At 74.9% G+C, this 21,187-nt stretch carries 8 protein-coding genes; all 8 read right to left on the bottom strand.

Annotated elements, in window-relative coordinates; translation table 11 throughout:
- Window positions 1-10: 10 nt before the first annotated feature.
- On the bottom strand, window positions 11-13,159 hold the full coding sequence (locus FGW37_RS29335; RefSeq protein ID WP_179083834.1) for a non-ribosomal peptide synthetase: 13,149 nt from the start codon (window positions 13,157-13,159) through the stop codon (window positions 11-13).
- 105 nt (window positions 13,160-13,264) lie between these two features.
- Window positions 13,265-14,245: an ABC transporter substrate-binding protein gene (locus FGW37_RS29330; protein ID WP_179083833.1), complete on the bottom strand. Its 981-nt coding sequence runs from the start codon at window positions 14,243-14,245 to the stop codon at window positions 13,265-13,267.
- Window positions 14,246-14,289: 44 nt separating this feature from the next.
- Window positions 14,290-14,538 (bottom strand): phosphopantetheine-binding protein, encoded by a 249-nt coding sequence (locus tag FGW37_RS29325; RefSeq protein ID WP_179083832.1) that lies wholly within the window; start codon window positions 14,536-14,538, stop codon window positions 14,290-14,292.
- A gap of 505 nt (window positions 14,539-15,043) precedes the next feature.
- A complete protein-coding gene (locus FGW37_RS29320) occupies window positions 15,044-16,513 on the bottom strand; it encodes a lysine N(6)-hydroxylase/L-ornithine N(5)-oxygenase family protein (protein WP_179083831.1) in 1,470 nt (489 codons plus the stop codon).
- Window positions 16,514-16,661: 148 nt separating this feature from the next.
- Complete coding sequence (locus FGW37_RS29315) at window positions 16,662-17,786, bottom strand: acetylornithine transaminase (protein WP_246430872.1); 1,125 nt, start codon at window positions 17,784-17,786, stop codon at window positions 16,662-16,664.
- Between the two features lie 98 nt (window positions 17,787-17,884).
- Entirely contained in the window at window positions 17,885-18,808 is a 924-nt protein-coding gene (argB, locus tag FGW37_RS29310; RefSeq protein ID WP_179083829.1) for an acetylglutamate kinase, read from the bottom strand.
- The gene (gene argJ / locus FGW37_RS29305) at window positions 18,805-19,956 is read right to left on the bottom strand and encodes a bifunctional glutamate N-acetyltransferase/amino-acid acetyltransferase ArgJ (RefSeq protein WP_179083828.1); all 1,152 of its coding nucleotides are present in this window, start codon (window positions 19,954-19,956) and stop codon (window positions 18,805-18,807) included. The genes argB and argJ overlap by 4 nt, the downstream gene beginning before the upstream one ends.
- A 91-nt stretch (window positions 19,957-20,047) precedes the next feature.
- The gene (argC, locus tag FGW37_RS29300) at window positions 20,048-21,073 is read right to left on the bottom strand and encodes an N-acetyl-gamma-glutamyl-phosphate reductase (protein WP_179083827.1); all 1,026 of its coding nucleotides are present in this window, start codon (window positions 21,071-21,073) and stop codon (window positions 20,048-20,050) included.
- Window positions 21,074-21,187: the final 114 nt, after the last annotated feature.

The following is a 21,187-nucleotide window of genomic DNA, read 5'->3' as shown; positions in this document are numbered from 1 at the left end:
GGGCGGCCGGTCACCGGCGCCTGCGCAGACGGGATTCCAGGCGGTCGATGCGGGCCTGGTCCAGGGAGACGAGACGGACGTCGGAGGGCGTGATGCCGCCTGCGCCGGGGTCTTCGGCGTGCCGGGCGAGCGCGTCGAGGGCGTCGAACCAGCGCGTGGCGAGGGCGGCGACCTGCTCGCCGGTGAACAGGGCGTGCGGCCAGCTCCATTCGACGGCCAGCTCGGGCCGGCCGTCGGCGCCGGAGACGACGACGGCGTCGATCTCCAGCGGGTAGGGGGCGGGCATGGCGGCGTCGGGGGCGGCGCCCTCGGCGACGGCGGCCCGCTCGGCGTCCGGGGCGAAGGCCCAGTGGCGGGAGCCGCCCGCGGCGGCTTGACGGTCGGTCCGGCCGCGGTAGTTGAACAGCAGCTGCGAGCCGGGCAGGGCCGCCAGGGCGGGTACGGTCTGGGCGTTGAGGTGGCGCAGGAGGCCGTGGCCGAGGCCGCGGTCGGGCACCGCCCGCAGCTGTTCCTTGACCTGCTTGAGGGCGGCCCCGGCCTGCCGGCCGCCGGCCAAGGCGTCGGCGAGGTCCACGGCGCTCACGTCCAGGCGGACGGGGTGGACGGTGGTGAACCAGCCGACGGTGCGCGACAGGTCCGGGGTGAGGCCCGCCGTGTCGCTGCCCCCGCGCCCGTGGCCCTCCAGGTCGATCTGCAGGGCGCCGGTGTACGCGGCGGGCAGGGCGGGGTTGCCAGTGCGGCGCCAGTCGGCGGCGGCCAGGGCGAGGGCGGCGAGGAGCACATCGTCCACTCCGGCCGAGAAGGCCTGCGGGACGGCGGTCAGCAGCGGCCCGGTGCGGTCGGCGGGCAGGGTCCTGCGCAGGGTGCGCAGGGTGGCCGTGGTGTCGCGGTGCGGGTCGGCGGCGGTGCGGGAGAGCGGGGCCTGCGGTCCGGCCAGCGCGGTGCGCCAGTAGGCGGCTTCGGCCGTGCGGGTGCGGGTGTGGGCGTGCTGCAGGAGCTGGGCGGCCCAGGCGCGCGGCCCGGTGGCCTCGGGTTCGAGGGCGGGTGCGCGGCCCGCGGCGCGGGCGGCGTAGGCGTCGGCGAGTTCGGGGAGCAGGATGCGCCAGGAGACGCCGTCGACGGCCAGGTGGTGGACGGTCAGGAGCAGCCGTCCGTCCGCTGCGGGCCCCGCGTCGCACCACAGGGCGCGCAGGACGGCTCCGGTGTCCGGGTCGAGTGCGGCGGCGGAGGCGTCGGCCTCCTTGGTGAGCAGCTCGTGCAGGGCAGCGGTGTCCAGGCCGGTGATGTCGGCGCTGCGCAGCACGGCCGGGTCGGTGACGGCGGGGGCGGCGTCGGCGGGCAGGACCTCCTGGGTCCACAGGCCGCCGGTGCGGTCCAGGCGCAGGCGCAGGGCGGGGTGGTTGCGGGCGAGGTCGGCGAGCGCCTCGCGGAGCGGCCCGGCCTGGAGCCCGGCGGGGACGGTGAGGAGGACGGACTGGTTGAACCGGTCGATCGGGCCGCCGCGTTCGCGCAGCCAGTGCACGACGGGCAGGGGCGGGAGCTCGCCGTCCTCCTCGACCGCGGGTGCTGCCGGGGCGTCTGCCGGTTCCTCGTCCTCGCGGCGGCCCGCGGCGGCCAGGGCGGCCGGGGTGGGGTGCTGGAAGACGTCCTTGGCGGCGATGGTGAAGCCGGCCTTGCGGGCTGCGCTGACGAGCTGGATGGAGACGATGCTGTCGCCGCCCAGGGCGAAGAAGTTGTCGTCCTCGCCGACCTCGGGCAGGCCGAGGATGGCGGCGAACACCCCGGCCATGGCGGCGGCCGGGCTGCCGCCGGGCTGCGCGGTGGCGGCCGGGCGGGCGGTGGCGCGGGCGGGCTCGGGCAGCGCCTTGCGGTCGAGCTTGCCGTTGACGCTCAGCGGCAGCGCGTCCAGCAGGGTGACGGCGGCGGGGACCATGTGCTCGGGCAGCCGCTCGGCGAGGGTGTCGCGCAGGTGCTGCGGCCCGGGGTCCGCGCCCGGGGCGGGGACGGCGTACGCAACGAGCTGCGGGGCGCCGCCGGGTGCCAGGGGGCGGGCGGCGACGGCCGCCTGGGCGACCTCCGGCAGGGCGCTCAGGGCTGCCTCGATCTCGCCGAGTTCGATGCGGAAGCCGCGGATCTTGACCTGGTCGTCGGTGCGGCCGAGGTATTCGACGGCGCCGTCGGCGCGGCGGCGGACGAGATCGCCGGTGCGGTACATGCGCTCGCCGCTGCCGAAGGGGTCGGCGACGAAGCGGGAGGCGGTCAGGCCGGGGCGGCCGAGGTAGCCGCGGGCCAGCTGGTCTCCGGCCAGGTACAACTCGCCGGGCACGCCCACCGGTACGGGGCGCAGGGAGGCGTCCAGGACGTGCAGGCGGGTGTTCCACACGGGACGGCCGATGGGGACGACGCCCGCGCCGGGCTCGGCCCGGTGGTGGGTGACGTCGACGGCGGCCTCGGTGGGCCCGTACAGGTTGTGCAGTTCGATGTGCGGCCACAGGGCGGCGAAGCGGTCGACGGCGGCGGCGGGCAGGGCCTCGCCGGAGCAGAAGACGCGGCGGACGCCGGCGAAGCCCGTCCGGATCGTCTCGTCCTGCTCGGCGGCCGCGGTGAACGCGGTGAGCATGGAGGGGACGAAGTGCGCCGTGGTGACGGCGGTGCGCGCCGCGACCTCCGCGAGGTGGTCGGGTTCGCGGTGCCCGCCGGGCCGGGCGAGGACGACGGCCGCGCCGCTGACCAGCGGCAGGAAGAACTCCCAGACGGAGACGTCGAAACTGGCCGGGGTCTTCTGCAGGATCCGGTCCTCGGGGCGGATGCCGTAGGTCTCCCGCATCCAGTCCAGGCGGTTGACGACGGCGTGATGGGTGACGACGACGCCCTTGGGGCGGCCGGTGGAACCCGAGGTGTAGATGACGTACGCGGCGTGCTGCGGCCCGGCCGCGGCCGGCGCGGAGGACGGTGCCGTACGGGGCCGGTCGGCGAGGACGACGGGCATGCCGTCCAGGTGCGGGAGCCGTCCGCGCTCGCCCTCGACGGTGACCACGCACACCGGTGCGGCGTCCTCGGCCATCATGGTCAGGCGCTCGGCGGGGTAGTCGAGGTCCAGCGGCAGGTAGGCGGCGCCGGACTTCAGGACGCCGAGGAGGGCGACCATCAGCTCGGCGGAGCGCGGCACGGCCACGGCCACGATGCGGTCGGGTCCGGCCCCGGCCGCGGCGAGCTCGGCGGCGAGCACGCCCGCCTGCTCGTCGAGCTGACGGTAGGTCAGGGTGCGGCCGGCGTAGACGACGGCGGTGGCGTCCGGCGTGGCGGCCAGGTGCTCGGCGAACCGGGTGACGAGCGTACCGGCCGGCACCGTACGCCCGGTGGCGTTCCACTCCCCCGCCGGCGCCCGGCTCTCGCCCGGGCTCATCACCTCGACGCGGTCCACGGGCCGGCCCGGCGCGGCGAGGGCCTGGTCCAGTACGTGCAGCAGCCGGTCGGCGAGCAGCTCGGCGGTGCCGCGGTCGTACAGGTCGGCGGCGTGGATGACGGTGAGGTCGGTGTGCGCGCCGTCGGCGGACTCGACGAAGGTGAACGCCAGGTCGAAGCGGGCGGCGTGCAGCGGGTCGGGCAGCAGCTCGGTGCGGGCGCCCAGCAGGGCGTCCAGGCCCGCGGCCTCCTTGCGGTGCTGGACCATCACCTGGAACAGCGGGTGGCGGCCCAGCGAGCGCTCCGGGCTGACGATTTCGACCAGGCGGTCGAACGGCAGGTCCTGGTGGGCGAGCGCGCCGAGCACGGTCTCCCGGGCCCGCTCCACCAGCTGGTCGAACGTGGGCGCGGCGGCGCCCTCGGGAGCGCTCAGGTCGTGGCGGAGGACCAGGGTGTTGACGAAGAAGCCGACGACGTTCTCCACGGCCTCGTCGGCGCGTCCGGCGACCGGGGTGCCGAGCGCGACGTCGGTGCTGCCGGCCAGGGCGCCCAGCAGCAGCGCTCCGGCCGCCTGGGTGACCATGAACGGGGTGACGCCGGTGCGGTGCGCGTAGTCGCGCAGCGCCCCGTGCAGGGCGCCGGGCAGCCGCAGCCGGACGGCGCCGCCGCGGCCGCTCGGCTCGGCCGGGCGCGGGCGGTCGGCGGGCAGGGCCAGCTCGTCGGGCAGGCCGGCGAGGCGCTCGGTCCAGTACGCGGTGAGGCGCTCGGCGCCCGCGGGGTCGTCCAGCAGTTCCTGCTGCCAGAGGGTGTGGTCGGCGAACTGCACCGGCAGCGGCGGCCGGACGGGGGCGGTTCCCCGGCGGCGGGCAGCGTAGGCGGCGTCGAGGTCGCGCAGCAGCACCCCTTCGGACCACTCGTCGCCGACGATGTGGTGCAGGGCCACGCACAGGACGTGGGTGGAGGCACCTGCGGTCAGCAGGGTCGCGTGGACCGGCGGCGCGGCGGCGAGGTCGAAGGCGCGGGCACCGGCCTCGGCGACGGCCTCCTCCAGCCGCTCCGGGGCCACCTCGCGCACCTCGAACGGGACGTCGGCCTCCTCGGGCGTCAGCACCTTCTGCCGGGGGCGGCCGTCGGTCTCGGGGAAGACCGTGCGCAGCGCCTCGTGGCGGGCGACGACGTCGGCGAAGGCGGCGCGCAGCGCCCCGGGGTCGAGTGCGCCGTCGATGCGCAGCGAGCAGGGGATGGTGTAGGCGGTGCTCGGGCCCTGGAGCTGGTGGAGGAACCACAGGCGGGCCTGGGCGGGCGACAGCGGCACCTCCTGCGGGCGGGTCCGGGCGGCGGGGCCGGGGCGGTCGGCGCCGGTGGCGTCGAGGCGGCGGGTGAGGGCCGCGGGGGTGCGGGCCTCGAACAGGTCGCGGACCGTGGTGTGCCGCTGCAGGGCGGTGCGGATGCGGCCGACGAGGCGGGTGGCGAGCAGCGAGTGGCCGCCGAGGGCGAAGAAGTCGTCGTCGGCGCCGACGGAGGGCAGGCCGAGGACGCTCGCGAACGCGCCGCACACCAGGGCCTCGCGCTCGTCGCGTGGTGCGCGCCCGCCGGTGCCGGCGGCGGCGAAGTCGGCGGCGCCGGGCTCGGGCAGGGCCCGGCGGTCGAGCTTGCCGTTGACGTTGAGGGGCAGGGCGTCGAGGACGACGACGGCCGACGGGACCATGTACTCGGGCAGGCGCGCGGCGAGCGCGGCCCGCAGCGCGGCGGGGTCGGCGCAGGCGGCGGGCGCGGGGGTGACGTAGGCGACGAGGCGCTTGACGCCGCTGTCGGTCGCCCGGGCGAGCACGGCCGCTTGGGCGACGGCCTCCAGGTCGTTCAGGGCGGCTTCGATCTCGCCGGTCTCGACGCGGAAGCCGCGGATCTTGACCTGGTCGTCGTCGCGGCCGAGGTAGTCCAGGGTGCCGTCCGCGCGCCACCGGACGACGTCGCCGGTGCGGTACATGCGCTCGCCGCTGCCGGTGAACGGGTCGGCGACGAAGCGGGAGGCGGTCAGCGCGGGGCGGTTGCCGTAGCCGCGGGCCAGTCCGGGACCGGCGATGTACAGCTCGCCGGGGACGCCGGCCGGGACGGGCCGCAGACGGGCGTCCAGGACGTAGACGCGGGTGTTGGCGATGGGGCGGCCCACGAACGGGGTGGGGCTGTCGTCCAGTGCGGCGCCGAGGGTGTCGACGGTGTATTCGGTGGGGCCGTAGAAGTTGTGGCCGATGACGCCCTCCGTCTCGCGGATGCGGTTCCACAGGGCGTCGTCGACGGCTTCGCCGCCGAGGAGGAAGAGGACGGGGCGGTGGCCGTCGCCTTCGCCCTGGCCGTCGCCGTCGCCGTCGAGCAGGCCCCATTCGACGAGCTGCCGGCCGAAGGACGGGGTGACGTCGAGGGTGTCGATGCGGTCGGCGCGCAGCCGGGCGGCCAGCGCCTGCGGGTCGCGGCGCAGCTCCTCGTCGTAGACGTGGAGTTCGTGGCCGCAGATGAGCCAGAGCAGCTGCTCCCAGGAGGAGTCGAAGGAGAAGGAGGCCGTGTGCGCGGCGCGCAGGCGGCGGCCTCCGGCGGCCTCGACGGCGCGGGCGAAGACGGTGGAGCGGTGGTGGTCGAGCATGTTGACCAGGCCGCGGTGCGGCACCTGGACGCCCTTGGGGCGGCCGGTGGAGCCGGAGGTGTGGATGACGTAGGCGAGGTCGCCGGGGGCGGGCCGCTGCGGCGTTACGCCCGCGATGCCGTCCGTGGTGCCGTCCGAGGCACCGTCTGCGACGTCCTCCGCGTACAGCGTCGTGAAGCCGTCCCCGGTCAGGACGGGCAGCCGCTCTGCGGTCGGACGGGTCGTCAGGACGGCGAGGGGGGCGGCGTCCTCCAGCATCAGGGCGACGCGCTCGGCCGGGTGGTCGAGGTCCACGGGCAGGTAGGCGGCGCCGGACTTGAGCGTGCCGAGGACGGCGGCGACGAGCTCCGCCGAGCGGGGCAGGGCCAGGGCCACGACCGTGTCCGGGCCTGCGCCCAGGGCGGCGAGGCGGCGGGCGAACGCATCGGCGCGGGCGTCGAGTTCGGCATAGGTGCGGTGCTCGTCGCCGCAGACGACGGCGGTCTCGGCGGGGGCCGCGGCCGCCCTGGCCTCGAAGGCGTCGACGACGGTGCCCTCGGGCACCTCGCGGGCGGTGGCGTTCCAGGTGTGCAGGAGGGTGCGGCGCTCGGCCGGGGCGAGGACGTCGAGGGAGCCGACGGTGGCCCCCGGGTGGTCCGCCATGGCGGCGAGCAGGCGCAGCAGGCGGTGTCCGAGGTCGGCGGCCCGGTCGGCGGTGAAGGCGTCCGGGCGGTACTCGACGGTGATGCGCGGTGCGTCGCCGGGGAGGGTGAGGACGGTCAGCGGGTAGTGGGTGGCGCCGCGGTTGCCGATGCCGGTGACGCGCAGGCTGCCCGGGCGGCCCGCCGGGTCGGCGGCGGTGAGCTCGTCGGGGTCGACGGGGTAGTTCTCGAAGACGAGCAGGGTGTCGAAGAGCGTGCCGAGCCCGGCTTGCGCCTGGATCCCGGCGAGGCCCGCGTACTGGTGGTCGAGCAGCCGCGACTGCTGCTCCTGGAGGCGGGCGAGCGCGGCGGCGACGGTCTCGTCCTCGTCCAGGGTGAAGCGGACGGGGACGGTGTTGCTGAACAGGCCGACGATCGACTCGACGCCGGGCACGTCGGCGGGTCGGCCCGAGACGGTCGCGCCGAAGACGACGTCCGTACGGCCGGTGAGGCGGCTCAGCAGGACCGCCCAGGCGCCCTGCACGAGGGTGTTGAGGGTCAGGCCGTGGCTGCGGGCGAGCGCGGTCAGCGCGGTGGCGGTCTCCGCGGGCAGCGGCAGGTCCACCTCGCCGGCGCGCGTGCCGCCGTCCGTGCCGGCCTCGGCGGCCAGGGTCTCGGCGAGCAGGGTGGGGGCGGTCAGGCCGTTCAGGGCCTCGGCCCAGGCGGTGGCGTGCTCGGTGTCGTCCTGGCGGGCCAGCCAGGCCAGGTGGTCGGCGTAGGAGGCGGCGGGCGGCAGGGCGGAGGCGTCGCCGCCGGCCGCGTAGGCGCTGATGATCTCGCGCAGCATGACGGGCGTGGACCAGCCGTCCATCACGATGTGATGGCGGGTCAGGACGAGGCGGTGGCGCTCGTCGCCCGTGCGCAGCAGGGCGCAGCGCAGCAGGGGCGGCCGGGTGAGGTCGAAGGGCGCGGTGGCCTCGGCGGTCTCGACGGCGTCCACGGCGGCGTCGAGGTCGCCGGCCGGGGTGCCGGTGAGGTCGTGCACGGTCCACGGGACGGTGACCTGCCCGGCGACGGTCTGCAGCGGGCGGTCGGCGCTGGTGTGGTCGAAGCCTGCGCGCAGGGCGGGATGGCGCTCCACGACGGCGTCGACGGCGCGGCGCAGGGCCGCTTCGTCCAGCGGGCCGGTGAGGTCCAGGCCGGTGACCGAGGTGTACAGGTCGTCGGCGGCGGTCTCGTAGAGGGAGTGGAAGAGGAGCCCGTCCTGGAGCGGGGAGAGCGGCAGGACGTCCTCGGTGCCGGGACGGGCGGCCAGGACGCGGTCGAGGGCGTCCTGGCCGATGCCGGCGAGCGGCACGTCGGAGGGGGTGAGCCCGCCGGCGCCGGGGCGCGCGGCGTAGGCGGTCAGGGCGTCGAGGGCGCGGAACCAGCGGTCGGCGACCGCGCGCACGGCGTCCTCGGTCAGGACGCCCTCCGGCCAGGTCAGGACGGCGGTCAGCTCGGGGCCCGCGGGCCGGTCGTGGACGAACGCGCCGATCTCCAGGGCGTGGAGGGCGGGCAGCTCCGGGTCGGCGCTCGCGGCGAAGGCGTCGCCCGCGGTGCTCCAGGGGCTGTCGTCGGTGGTGAACCGGCCGAGGTAGTTGAAGAGCAGCTGCGGGGCGGGGTACGCGGCGAGCACGGTGCGTGCGGCGGGGTCGAGGTGGCGCAGCAGACCGTAACCGGTGCCGTCGTCGGGCAGCGCGCGCAGCTGTTCCTTGACGAGGGCGAGCGCCCGCCCTGCGGCCTCGCCGCCGGCGGCGGCGTCGGCGAGGTCGATGCCGTCGAGGCTCAGGCGTACGGGGAACTCGCTGGTGAGCCAGCCGACGGTGCGGGCGGTGTCCGCGCCGGGCACGAGGTGGTCCTGGCGGCCGTGGCCCTCCATACGGATCAGCAGGTCGCGCTGCCGGCCGGCGAACGAGAGGGCGAGCCCGGTGAGCAGTACGTGGTCGACGCCTGCGCGCCGGGTGGCGGGCACGCGGTCCAGGAGCGGCGCGGTGCGCTCGGCGGGCAGGGTCAGGCGGAGAGTGCGGCTGGTGCCGACGGAGTCCCGGGCCGGGTCGACGGCCCGCTGCCCGAGCAGGGGCCCGGCGCCCGGGGCGAGGATCTCCTGCCAGAGCGGCAGCTGGGCGCGGACGGCGTCGCCGGTGGCGGCGGCGCTCAGGCCGTGGGCCCAGCGGCGCAACGGGGTGCTCGCGGGGGCGAGTTCGCGCCCCTCGTAGGCGTCGCGCAGGTCGGGCAGCAGGATGCGCCAGGAGACGCCGTCGACGGCAAGGTGGTGCACCGCGAGCACGAGCCGCCCGGGGGTGTCCGGGCCCAGGTCGCACCAGGTGGCGGCGAGGACGATACCGGCGACGGGGTCGAGCCGGTCGGCGGCGGCGTCCCGCTCGCGGCGCAGGGCGTCGTCGATCCCGTCGGCGGGGGCGGCGGTGAGGTCGGCACGACGGAGGACGACATCGGGACCGGAGCCGGAGGGGAGAACCTCGGTGGCCCAGTCCCCGGCGCCCGGGGCACCGTCAATACCGCCGTAGCCACCGGAACCGGGACCACCGACGACGCCCGGCTGCGCCGGGGCGGACGGCGGCCCGGAGAGGACGCCACCGCGGAAGCCAACCGGGGAACCTGCACTGGCCAGGCCGACAGCGGACGGCTCCGAGGCCGGGCTGCGGCGTACGGCACCGCCACCCGCGGAAGCGGGCTCCGGCGAGCCTGCCACGTAGCCGCGGGAGGAGCCGCCCGAGGAACCTGCACCCGCCAGTCCGTCAGCAGACGACGCCGAAGCCGGGTCACCGCCTACGGCGACGCCACCCGCCGAGGCGGACTCCGCCGAGCCCGCGACGCAGCCGCGGGAGGCGTTGCCGAAGTCGCCGGCGGCGGGGCCGGCCTCGCCGTCGGCGGTCGGCGAGCCGGAGCCGCGGGCGTCGCGAGCCCCGCCGGTTGCCTTGGCGCCGGCGGAGGGACCGCCGTCGGCGCCGCCGGAGTCCCGGTTCCCGGCGGACGCCGGCGAGGCGTGGTGGCGGTCGTCCCGGGACTCGCCCGTTCCATTGGCGTTCCCGGCGCCGCTCGCGCCGCCCGCGCCGCCTGCGCCGCCCGGCACCAGTCGCAGGCGCAGCGCGTCATGACGTTCCGTCAGGGCCGCGAGGGCCTTCGTGAGGCGCTCGGGGTCGAGGCCGGACGGGACCGTGACGGTCGTGGTCTGGGCGAAGCGGCGGATCGGGCCGCCGCGGTCGCGCAGCCACTCCGTGATGGGGGTCGCCGGCATCGGGCCGGTCGCGTCCTCGCGGAGGTCGGCGGGGGCGGCGGCGCCGTCGAGCCGCTCGGCGACGGCCGCCACCGCGGCGATCGTCTTGCGTTCGAAGACCACGCGGGGCGTGATGCCCCAGCTGGCCCGGCGGGCGCGGCTGCCCAGCTGGATGGCGGAGATGCTGTCGCCGCCGAGGGAGAAGAAGTTGTCGTCGGCGCCGGCGGCGTCCAGGCCGAGGATCTCGGCGACGAGGGCGGCGAGCACCCGCTCGGCCTCGGTGCGCGGCGGGCGCGATGCCGCGGCCGCCGCGGGGGCGGGCTCCGGCAGGGCCTTGCGGTCGAGCTTGCCGTTGAGGCTCAGGGGGAGCGAGTCCAGGAGCATCACGACGGGCGGCACCATGTGCTCGGGCAGGGTGGCGGCCAGACCGGTGCGCAGGGCCTCGGGGTCGAGGCCGGCGCCGGCGGCCGGGACGGCGTAGCCGACGAGGCGGCGCGCACCGCCGGGGGTGGCTTCGCGGGCGGTGACGGCGGCCTGGGCGACGCCGGGGAGCGCCTCCAGGGCGGCTTCGATCTCGCCGAGTTCGATGCGGAAGCCGCGGATCTTGACCTGGTCGTCGGTGCGGCCGAGGTATTCGACGACGCCGCCGGGGGCCCACCGGACGAGGTCGCCGGTGCGGTACATGCGGTGGCCGTCGCCGCCGTGGGGGTCGGCCACGAAGCGGGAGGCGGTCAGGCCGGGGCGCCCGAGGTAGCCGCGGGCGAGCTGGTCGCCCGCCAGGTACAGCTCGCCCGGGACGCCGACCGGCACCGGCCGCAAGGCCGCGTCCAGGACGTACAGGCGCGTGTTCCACACCGGCCGGCCGATGGGGACGACGCCCGAACCGGCCTCGGTGCGGTGATAGGTGACGTCGACGGCGGCCTCGGTGGGGCCGTAGAGGTTGTGCAGGGGCACGTCGGGCAGCGCGGCGTACCAGCGGTCGACGACGTCGCCGGGCAGGGCCTCGCCGGAGCAGAAGACCCGCCGCAGTCCCCCGCAGGACGCGGCCGCGGCGGGCTCCTCCAGGAAGGCGCGGAGCATGGACGGGACGAAGTGCAGGGTGGTGATGCGCCGGTCGGCGATGAGCCGGGCCAGGTAGGCGGGGTCCTTGTGGCCTTCGGGGCGGGCGAGGACGACGGTGGCGCCCTCGCACAGGGCCCAGAAGAACTCCCAGACGGAGACGTCGAAGCTGGCGGGGGTCTTCTGCAGGACGCGGTCGTCCCGGCGCAGCCGGTAGGCGTGCTGCATCCAGGCGAGCCGGTTGACGATGGCGCGGTGGGTGACGACGACGCCCTTGGGGCGGCCGGTGGAGCCGGAGGTGTAGATGACGTAGGCGGCGTCGTCCGGCCCGGGGGCCGTGACGTCGGTGCCGGGAGCGCCGTCGGATACGTCGTCGGCTACGTCGTCCAGCAGCAGCGCGGCCTCACGGGCGGCCTGCGGAAGGCGGTCGAGGACGGCGCGGACGGTGACGACGCGGACCGGGGCCGCGTCCTCGACCATGGCGGCGAGCCGCTCGGCGGGGTAGTCGGTGTCCAGCGGCAGGTAGGCGGCGCCGGACTTCAGGACGCCGAGGAGGGCGACCATCAGCTCGGCCGAGCGCGGCACGGCGACGGCGACGATCGTGCCGCGGCCCGCGCCGGCGGCGGTGAGCGTACGGGCCAGCGCGTCGGCCCGCGCCTCGAGTTCCCGGTAGCTGATCTCCTCGTCCTCGAAGACGACGGCGGTCGCGCCGGGCTCGGCCGCGGCCCGCTGGGCGATGAGCGCGGGGAGGGTGGCCGGGGGGACGGCGTGGCCGGTGGCGTTCCAGGTGTGCAGGACGTTCTCGTACTCGCCGTCGGCGAGGAGCCGGGCCCGGTCGAGGGTGAGGGCGGGGTCGGCGGCGAGGCGTCCCATGAGGTCGGTGCAGCGCTCGGCGTGCGCGGCGAGGGCGGCGGCGTCGTAGAGCGCGGGGTTGGCGTCGAACTCCAGGTGGAGGACGTCGTCGGGGCTCTTGCTGACCGACACCGACAGGTCTTCGACGGGCCCGGAGGCGAGGTTGACGGTGTGCCCGGGGATGCCGGCGAAGTCCAGGTCGAGGTCGAAGGGCTTGAGGTTGAGCATCGGCCCGTGGAACCGCTCGTCGCTGCCGACGAGACCGAGGTCGCGCCGGATGTCCTCGCCGCGGTAGTGCTGGTGGCGGCGGGCGCCCTTGAGTTCACCCGCGGCGCGCCGGATCAGGTCCGGGAGGGTGTCGGTGCCCTCGACGGCGAGGCGGACGGGCAGCACGTTGACGGCCATGCCCGGCACCCGCATGGTGCCCGGGGCGCTGCGGGCCATGAAGTGCATGCCGAGGACGGCGTCGGTGGTGCCGGTCATGCGGTGCAGGTAGGCGGCGACGGCGGCGGTGGCGGCCTCCGCCCAGGTGCCGCGGACGGCGGCCGCGCAGTCCAGGACGGCGGCGGAGCGCTCGGCCCCGAGGCTGGTGCGGTGGCGCAGGGACGTCCCGGAGGCCTGCGCGGTCTGCTCGGTCAGGCCGGTGACGCGGGGGCGGCCGGCGTGCCGGGCCGTCCAGTAGGCGCGGTCGTCGTCCGGCTTGCCGGAGGCGAGGTAGGCGGCGTCGGCCTCGGCCAGCCGGGCCACGGGCTCGAAGGGGGAGACGGGCACCTCCTCGCCGCGGACGAGGGCCGTGTAGACGGCGGCGACGCGCCGGGTGAAGAGGGCGACGCTGTAGCCGTCGATGACGAGGTGGTGGAAGTACTGGAACCACAGATGGTGGTCGGGGGCGACGGTCACCAGCAGGGAGCCGGTCAGGGCCGGAGCCGCGCCGGAGCCGTCGGTGGGCTCCAGGCGCGGCGGGCAGTCGAGCTGGTCGCGGACGAGTTCCACGGCGGCGTCGACCGGGGAGGCCGCGCCGGTGGTGTCGAGGCGGGGCAGGTGCCAGGCGGCGGCGTCGAAGGGGACCGGGAGCGCGACGGTGCGGCCGTCGCGCTCGGCGAGCCGGATGTGCAGGCCGTCGGCCTCGGCGAGGGTGCGGCGGAGGGCCTCCTCCAGGGCCGCGGCGTCGACCGCGCCCCGGAGTTCCACGTACTGGCCGACGTTGTAGCTGGGGTTGTCGGGGTCGATCCGCTGCGCCGCCAGCACTCCCTCCTGGGCTCGCGTGAGCTCCAGGATCCGTCCTGCGTCGCTGGTCACCTCTGACATGCCGGCCTTCCGGGTCGTTCGTGATACGGGGAGGTTGGGGGGTACGTACTGATACGGGAGTGAGGCGGGGGGGAGAGAAGCGGGAGAAGCCGGGGGCCCTGGAGGCTAGAGGCCCTTGAGGATCTTCTCGATCTGGTCGAGGACGTCGATCGAGGTCCCGTAGCGGTCGGCGGTGGCGTAGGTGACCGGCAGGACGCGGTTGTCCTTCGACGCCTTCAGCAGCTTCCAGGAGGGCTTGTCCTGAAGCTCCTTGACCTCCTTGGACACCTCACCGGTGGCGGCCGCCCGCGGTACGAGGATCACGTCGGCGTCCGACAGGACCTCGATCTTCTCCTGGGAGTAGGTCACCTCGTGCTCCTTGCCGTCGTCGGCCGCCTTGGCGAACTTGGCGCCGGCGTCGGCGAGGATGCGGCCCACCCAGGACGTACGGGTGTCGACGATGAACTCGCCGTTGCCGTAGGAGGAGGCGACGGCCCAGTTCACGGACTTGAGCTTGTCCCCGTAGGTGTTCTTGATCTTCTCGGCCTTCTGCCGGTAGTCGGTCTTCAGCTTGGTGAAGACGTCCTCCTTGCCGACGGCCTGCGCGATCTTCTCCTGTGCGTTGAGCAGGTCGACGGGCGTCTTGATGCCGAAGTAGAGCGTGGGCGCGATGCCTTCGAGCTTCTTGACGTTCCAGTCGAAGGCGGTGGCGCCCTCGACGACGATCAGGTCGGGCTTGAGCGAGGCGACCTTCTCGATGTTGGTCTCGATGCCCGAGCCGATCGAGGTGATCTTCTTGGCCCGCTCGGTCTGCGAAGGCAGCAGCTCCACGGGGTTGTTCTCGTCGATGGCGCTGGTGCCGACGGGCTCGACGCCGAGGTCCAGCAGGGCGCCGGTGGCGTAGGAGATACCGACGACGCGCTTGGGCGCGGCGGGCACGGTGACCTTGCCGTTGGTCGCCTCGATCACCCGGCCCTTGCCGTCCTTGCCCCCGCCCCCGGCCTCGGAGGCGCTCGAGCTGTTGCCGCCGCACGCGGTCAGGGTCAGCAGGGCGGCGGCACCGGCGAGGGCGACGGCGGTACGGCCGCGGGCGGCACGGGGGTTCATGGTTCTCCTAGGGCGGTGCGTGGGTGAGGGGGCGGGCGGGAGGGTCAGGAGGTGGAGGCGGAGGCGGACAGGTGCTCGTACCAGCCGCGGACGGTGGGGGTGGCCTCGATGAGTTCGGCGAACTCGACGGCATTGCCGCGAGCGCGCCACCGCTCGACGAGGGTCATCACACGGATGGAGTCGAGCCCGAGATCCTGCAGGTTCTCGTCGACGGGAACATCCACGGGCTCCTCGCCGAGCACGGCGGCGACGTCAAGACGGACAGAGTCGAGCGAGAGGGAGGGGGAGAGCACGGGGATCCCTTCGGGAGACAGGAAGGAGGGTCGGCGGAGCGGGCGAGGGACTTTCGCGGAGGGGGTACGGGGTGAACCGGGCCGGGGCGAGCGGGTTGGGCGGGGGCGCGGCGGGGCGGTGGTTTCGGGTGGCCGCCCGGGTCCTCGGCCGACCTGGGCGACCGGCGGTGGCGGACCGGGTGGTGCGAAGCCGCCTGGGCGATCTCCTCCGCCGCAACGGCGCGCGACCACGACGGCGGATCCCGGCGGTGCCCACCGGACCGGCCGCTTCGGCACCGCCGGTACGCACGGCGCGAGCGAGCTGATCGCCGTCGCGGCGGAGGCAGATGCCCCGGCCGGGCCGCCCGGACCGGCGGGGCCGGATGGGGGACGGCCCCGCCGCGCCGAGCTGACCGGCACACCTGCCCCGGCGCAAGGCAACCGATCCGGGGCGGCACGCACCCGTGGCTGACCCGCCGGCTCCGCCGACCCCGCACCGCCGTACACCCCGCACCGATCCTGCGGCTCAGCCGACTTGGACCGCCAGTTCGTCGGCGGCCGCCCCGGGCACCCCGGCCGCCCCGGCCGCCCGGGAACCCCCGTCCGCCAGGACACCGGCACCGCTGCCCGCGAGGGCACCCGCACCGCCGCCCGCGAGGGCCCCCGCGCCGCCCTCCGCCGGAACACCGCCCAGCAGCGAGTCGCGGATCTCCCCGGAGCGGACGGCGAGCGTGGACAGCAGGGTCGACGTGATGCCGTGCGTGTGCTCGGTGCCGCCGCCCTGGAGGTAGATGCCGGCGCGGATCCGGCCGGTGGTCATCACGCGGTGGTCGCGGTCGATCCGGAGCCGCCCCTGCTCGTCGGTGAGGCATTCCCCGGCGAGCTCGCCGAGGAGTTCGCGCGGGTCGGCGGGCCGGTATCCGGTGGCGAGGACGACCGCGTCGCAGTCGAGGGTGAAGTCCTCGCCCGAGGCGAGGGAGCGGATCACGGCGCGGGCTCCGCCGGGGAGTTCTTCGACGGCGGTCAGCCGGCTGGTGTTGAGGATGCGCAGCCGCTCGCGCCCCTGGACCTTCTCCTGGTACGCGGTGCGGTAGAGCTGTTCGATCAGCTCGCCGTCGACGACGGAGTAGTTGGTGTTGCCGTGGTAGTCCAGCAGCGCCTGCTTGACGTTCTCGGGGGCGTCGAAGAAGTGGTCGACGGCGGCGGGGTCGAAGATACGGTTGGCGAAGGGGCTGTCGTCGGCGGGGCTGTAGCCGTAGCGCGAGAAGACGGCGCAGACCTCGGCGTCGGGGAAGGTGCGGTGCAGGTATTCGGCGCTCTCGGCGGCGGACTGGCCGGCGCCGACGACGACGAAGCGGCGGTGCGGCCGCCCGGCGAGCTCCGCGGCGCGGAAGAGCAGGTCGCGGTTGTGCCAGACGTGCGGTCCGAGGGAGACGCCTTCGGGGAGGCGCGGGGTGAGGCCGGTGCCGAGGACGATGTTGCGGGTGCGGCGGACGCTCTCGTCGGCCGGGTCCTGCACGCTGCGGGAGACGACGTCCACGTACTCGGTGACGCCGTCGTTCCGTACGGGCTGCAGGGCGACGGCCGCCCGGCCGTAGTCGACGGCGGAGGCGAACTCGCCCGCGCACCACTCGAAGTAGTCGTGGAATTCGACGCGGGTGGGGAAGAAGGTCTTCTGGTTGATGAAGTCGGCGAGCCGGCCGCGCTCCTGCAGGTAGTGCAGGAAGGAGAAGCGGCTGCCGGGGTCCCGCATGGTGACGAGGTCCTTGAGGAAGGACACCTGCATGGTGGCGCCCTCGATGAGCATGCCCTGGTGCCAGCCGAACCGCTGCTGGCGCTCGAGGAAGCCCGCGCGGATCGCGCTGCCGGGGTTACGGCGGTTGTGCTCGTCGATCGCGATGGCGAGGGCCAGGTTGGCGGGGCCGAAGCCTATGCCGACCAGGTCCTCGATGGGGCCGCACCCCGTGTGTGCGGTGTCCCCGCGCCGTACCGACATGCTCATCCTTTCGTTGTGTTGCTCGTTCCCACGAGGCCGTCACCTGCCTGCTGTGCAGGTCAGGGGCGTGGTGGGGGCAACCCAAGAACTTGATGCTTAGGTTAGCCTAACCTAACTTTCCGGCCAGGTGGGGTGTCAAGTCGGGGCGTCAGGAGCCCAGAATCCCCGGCAGCGCCGCCACGAAGGCGTCCGCCTGCTCCTCGGTGAGGATGAGCGGCGGGGCGAGCCGCAGGGTGTCCGGGACCGGCGCGTTCACCAGGAACCCGGCTTCCTGAGCGGCGAGTTGGGCGCGCGCCGCCACCGGCTCGGTGAGGACCACGCCCAGGAGCAGACCCGCTCCCCGCACCTCGCGCAGCAGCGGATGGCCCGTCGCCTCGATGCCGGCCCGCAGCCGCTCGCCCACGCGCCGGACGTGCTCCAGCAGGCCGTCGGCCTCGATGGTGGCGAGCACGGCGAGCGCAGCCGCACACGTCACCGGGTTCCCGCCGAACGTGGAGCCGTGCTGACCGGGCGTCAGCAGCCCGGCGGCCCGGCCGAAGGCGAGGGTGGCCCCGATCGGCAGCCCGCCGCCCAGCCCCTTCGCAAGCGTCACGACGTCCGGCTCGACTTCCGCGGCCCGGTGGGCGAACCAGTGCCCGGTGCGCCCCATGCCCGTCTGGATCTCGTCCAGCACCAGCAGCGCCCCCGCAGCCTCGGTGATCTCCCGGGCGGCCCGCAGGTATCCGGGTGGCGCCGGGACGACGCCGTTCTCCCCTTGTACGGGCTCCAGGACCACCGCCGCGGTCCGCTCGCTCACCGAGGCCCGCAGCGCCGCCACGTCCCCGTAAGGGACGTGACTCACCTCGCCGGGCAGCGGCAGGAAGGGTTCCTGCTTGGTGGGTTGGCCGGTGAGCGCCAGGGCTCCCATGGTGCGGCCGTGGAAGCCGCCGACGGCGGTGACCATGTGGCTGCGCCCCGTCCGCCGCGCAATCTTGAACGCGGCCTCGACGGCCTCCGCGCCCGAGTTGGAGAAGAACACCCGGCCCTCGCGGCCGGCCAGTTCCAGCAGCCGCTCGGCCAGCCGTACGGGCGGCTCGGCCACGTACAGGTTGGACACGTGGCCGAGGAGGGCGAGCTGCCGGCCGACCGCCTCCACCACCGCCGGATGCCCGTGGCCCAGCGCGTTGACGGCGATGCCGCCGATGAAGTCGAGGTACGTGCGGCCGTCCGCGTCCTCGACGGTCACGCCCCGGCCGCGCACCAGCGCCAGCGGAGGCGTGCCGTACGTGTCCATCAGCGCGCCCTTCCACCGGCTCGCCAGTGCGGCGCCGCTTCGGCCGGGATCCTGGCCCTGGCCCTGGGCCGGGGACGGGGCCGGGGCCTGTCGCCCGCTCATGCGGAAACCCTCTCCCGGACGGCGCCGGCAGGCCCGGCGACGAGGGTCGCCGTAGGCGGTGGATCGGGGACGACGGCCGTGCCGACGCCCTCGCCCGTGAAGACCTCCAGCAGCAGGGAGTGCGGGACCCGCCCGTCCAGGACGTGTGCCGTGCGCACCCCGGCGCGCACCGCCCGCAGGCACCCCTCCATCTTCGGCACCATCCCGCTGGCCAGGCCGGGCAGCAGGGCCTCCAGCTCACCGGCCGTCAGACTGCGGATGACGTCCGTGCTGCGGGGCCAGTCCGCGTAGAGGCCCTCGACGTCGGTGAGGACGATCAGCTTCTCGGCACCCAGGGCCTCCGCGAGGGCGGCCGCGGCCAGGTCGGCGTTGATGTTGTAGATCTCGCCGTCCGCGCCCCGTGCGACGGGCGAGACGACGGGGATGCGGCCGCAGGCCAGGAGCGCCTCCAGGGTCTGCGGCTCCACCGCCACGATGTCGCCGACGAGTCCGATGTCGACGCGTTCGCCGTCGACATCGGCGTAACGCTTGGTGGCGGTCATCGTGTGGGCGTCCTCGCCCGTGAGCCCCACGGCGAAGGGTCCGTGACGGTTGATCAGTCCGACGAGTTCGCGCTGCACCTGCCCGGCGAGCACCATGCGGACGACGTCCATGGCCTCCGGGGTGGTCACCCGCAGCCCGGCCTTGAACTCCGACGTAAGGCCCAGCCGGTCCAGCTGCGCACTGATCTGCGGGCCGCCGCCGTGCACCACCACGGGGCGCAGCCCCGCATAGCGCAGCGAGACGACGTCCTGGGCGAAGGCGGCCTTCAGCTCCTCGTCGACCATGGCGTTGCCGCCGAACTTGATGACGACGGTCTTGCCGTGGAAGCGCCGGAGCCAGGGCAGGGCTTCGATGACGGTACGGGCTTTGTTGTTCATGAGGAGTACGCGCTGTTCTCGTGGACGTAGTCGGCGGTGAGGTCGTTGGCCCAGATGACGGCGGACTCGCCGCCCTCGGCCAGGTCGGCGGTGATGTGCACCTCGCGGGCGCGCATGTCGACGAGGTCGCGGTCGTCGCCGACGGAGCCGTTCCGGCAGACCCGGACGCCGTTGATGGCGACGTTGAGCTTGTCAGGGTCGAAAGCGGCGGAGGTGGTGCCGATGGCGGAGAGCACCCGGCCCCAGTTGGGGTCCTCGCCGTGGAGAGCGCACTTGAGGAGGTTGTTACGGGCGATGGAGCGCCCGACCTCGACGGCGTCGTCCTCGGTGGCGGCGTTGATCACCTCGATACGGATGTCCTTGCTCGCACCCTCCGCATCACCGATCAGCTGACGAGCGAGATCGTCACAGACCGCGCGGACGGCCTCGGCGAACACCTCCTGCACGGGCGTGACTTCGGCGGCACCCGAGGCGAGCAGCAGCACGGTGTCGTTGGTGGACATGCACCCGTCGGAGTCGACCCGGTCGAAGGTTGTACGGGTCGCGGCGCGCAGGGCTGCGTCGAGGCCGGGGGCGTCGATGTCGGCGTCGGTGGTGAGGACGACGAGCATCGTGGCCAGGCCCGGGGCGAGCATGCCCGCCCCCTTGGCCATACCGCCCACCGTCCAGCCGTCCCCCTGGACCACCGCCGTCTTGTGCACGGTGTCCGTGGTCTTGATGGCGATGGCGGCCTTCTCACCACCGTGCTCCGAAAGTTCGCCGACCGCCTTGTCGATGCCCGGCAGCAGCTTGTCCATGGGCAGCCGGACGCCGATCAGCCCGGTGGAGGCGACGGCGATCTCGCCGGCGCTGTGCCCCAGCGCCCCGGCCGCCTTCTCGGCGGTGGCGTGGGTGTCCTGGAAGCCCCCCGGCCCGGTGCAGGCGTTGGCACCGCCGGAGTTGAGGACCACGGCCGAGACCCGGCCGTTTTCCAGAACCTCCTGCGACCACACCACAGGGGCGGCCTTGACGCGGTTGGCGGTGAAGACGCCCGCGGCGGCCAGGCGCGGTCCGCGGTTGACGACCAGGGCCAGGTCGGGGTTGCCGCTCTCCTTGATCCCGGCGGCGATGCCCGCGGCCGCGAATCCCTTCGCTGCGGTGACGCTCACTGCTTCTCCTCGTTCCGGCCCATGGCCCGGACGTCCACGGGGTCGCACGGCACCAGCCGTGCCAGTACGGTCGCGATCAGCCGGCGGACGCTCATGGCGCCACCCCGGTGACGGGCAGGCCCAGCTCCTCGGGGAGGCCGAGGGCGATGTTCATGCTCTGCACCGCACCGCCGGCGGTGCCCTTGGTCAGGTTGTCGATCGCGCTCACCACGACGATCCGCCCGGCCGCCTCGTCCAGCGCCACCTGCACCAGCACGGTGTTGGAGCCGACCACGGCTCCAGTGGTGGGCTGTTGTCCTTCCGGCAGCAGGTGGACGAAGGGCTCCTCCGCATACGCCTGCGTGTAGGCCGACCGGAGCGCCTCGGCGGTCACTCCGGGCAGTGCGGGGGCCGAGCAGGTGGCGAGGATGCCGCGGGGCATGGGCACGAGGACGGGGGTGAACGAGACGCTGACGGACCGTCCGGCTGCCGCGGAGAGGTTCTGGGCGATCTCGGGCGTGTGCCGGTGGGAGCCGCCCACGCCGTAGGCACTGGCCGAGCCCATGACCTCGGAGCCGAGCAGGTGCGGCTTGGCCGCCTTGCCCGCACCCGACGTCCCCGACGCCGCCACGATCACCGCCTCCGGCCCCGCCAGCCCCGCCGCATACGCCGGGAACAGCGCCAGCGACACCGCCGTCGGGTAGCAGCCGGGGACAGCGATACGCCGTGCGCCCTTCAGCGCCTCCCGCCCGCCGGGCAGCTCCGGCAGCCCGTAGGGCCACGTACCCGCATGCGCCGAACCGTAGAACCGCTCCCACTCCCCCGCGTCCTTCAACCGGAAGTCCGCACCGCAGTCGACGACGAGGACGCCCGGGGCCAATTGGCCGGCCAGCGCCGCGGACTGACCGTGCGGCAGGGCGAGGAAGACGACGTCGTGCCCGGCGAGGACCTGCGGGGAGGTTTCCTCGAAGGCCCTTCCTGCCAGCGGGGCCAGGTGGGGCTGCACCTCCCCTACGGGCCGGCCGGCGTTGGAGGCGGCCGTCACCGCGCCGATCTCGACGCCGGGATGCCCCAGCAGCAGCCGCAGCAACTCACCGCCCGCGTATCCACTCGCGCCCGCCACAGCTGTGCGCACCATGTTCCGTCCTTGCGTCGTTCATTGCCAGGCAGGACGGAGCTGCACAGATGCGCACAAATCCGCCTGCCGAAGAAAGGCCGAGCCGGCATCGGATTCCGCACAGCACTACCACCG

It is taken from the genome of Streptomyces rectiverticillatus, assembly GCF_013394065.1.
Taxonomy (GTDB): Bacteria; Actinomycetota; Actinomycetes; order Streptomycetales; family Streptomycetaceae; genus Streptomyces; species Streptomyces rectiverticillatus.
This window is presented reverse-complemented; position numbering and strand designations above follow the sequence as displayed.

What these genes read in the sequence shown, in the direction of transcription:
- FGW37_RS29335 (WP_179083834.1), bottom strand. Translation starts at nt 13,159, where the DNA reads ATGTCAGAGGTGACCAGCGACGCAGGACGGATCCTGGAGCTCACGCGA.
- FGW37_RS29330 (WP_179083833.1), bottom strand. Translation starts at nt 14,245, where the DNA reads ATGAACCCCCGTGCCGCCCGCGGCCGTACCGCCGTCGCCCTCGCCGGT.
- FGW37_RS29320 (WP_179083831.1), bottom strand. Translation starts at nt 16,513, where the DNA reads ATGTCGGTACGGCGCGGGGACACCGCACACACGGGGTGCGGCCCCATC.
- FGW37_RS29315 (WP_246430872.1), bottom strand. Translation starts at nt 17,786, where the DNA reads ATGGACACGTACGGCACGCCTCCGCTGGCGCTGGTGCGCGGCCGGGGC.
- argB (WP_179083829.1), bottom strand. Translation starts at nt 18,808, where the DNA reads ATGAACAACAAAGCCCGTACCGTCATCGAAGCCCTGCCCTGGCTCCGG.
- argC (WP_179083827.1), bottom strand. Translation starts at nt 21,073, where the DNA reads ATGGTGCGCACAGCTGTGGCGGGCGCGAGTGGATACGCGGGCGGTGAG.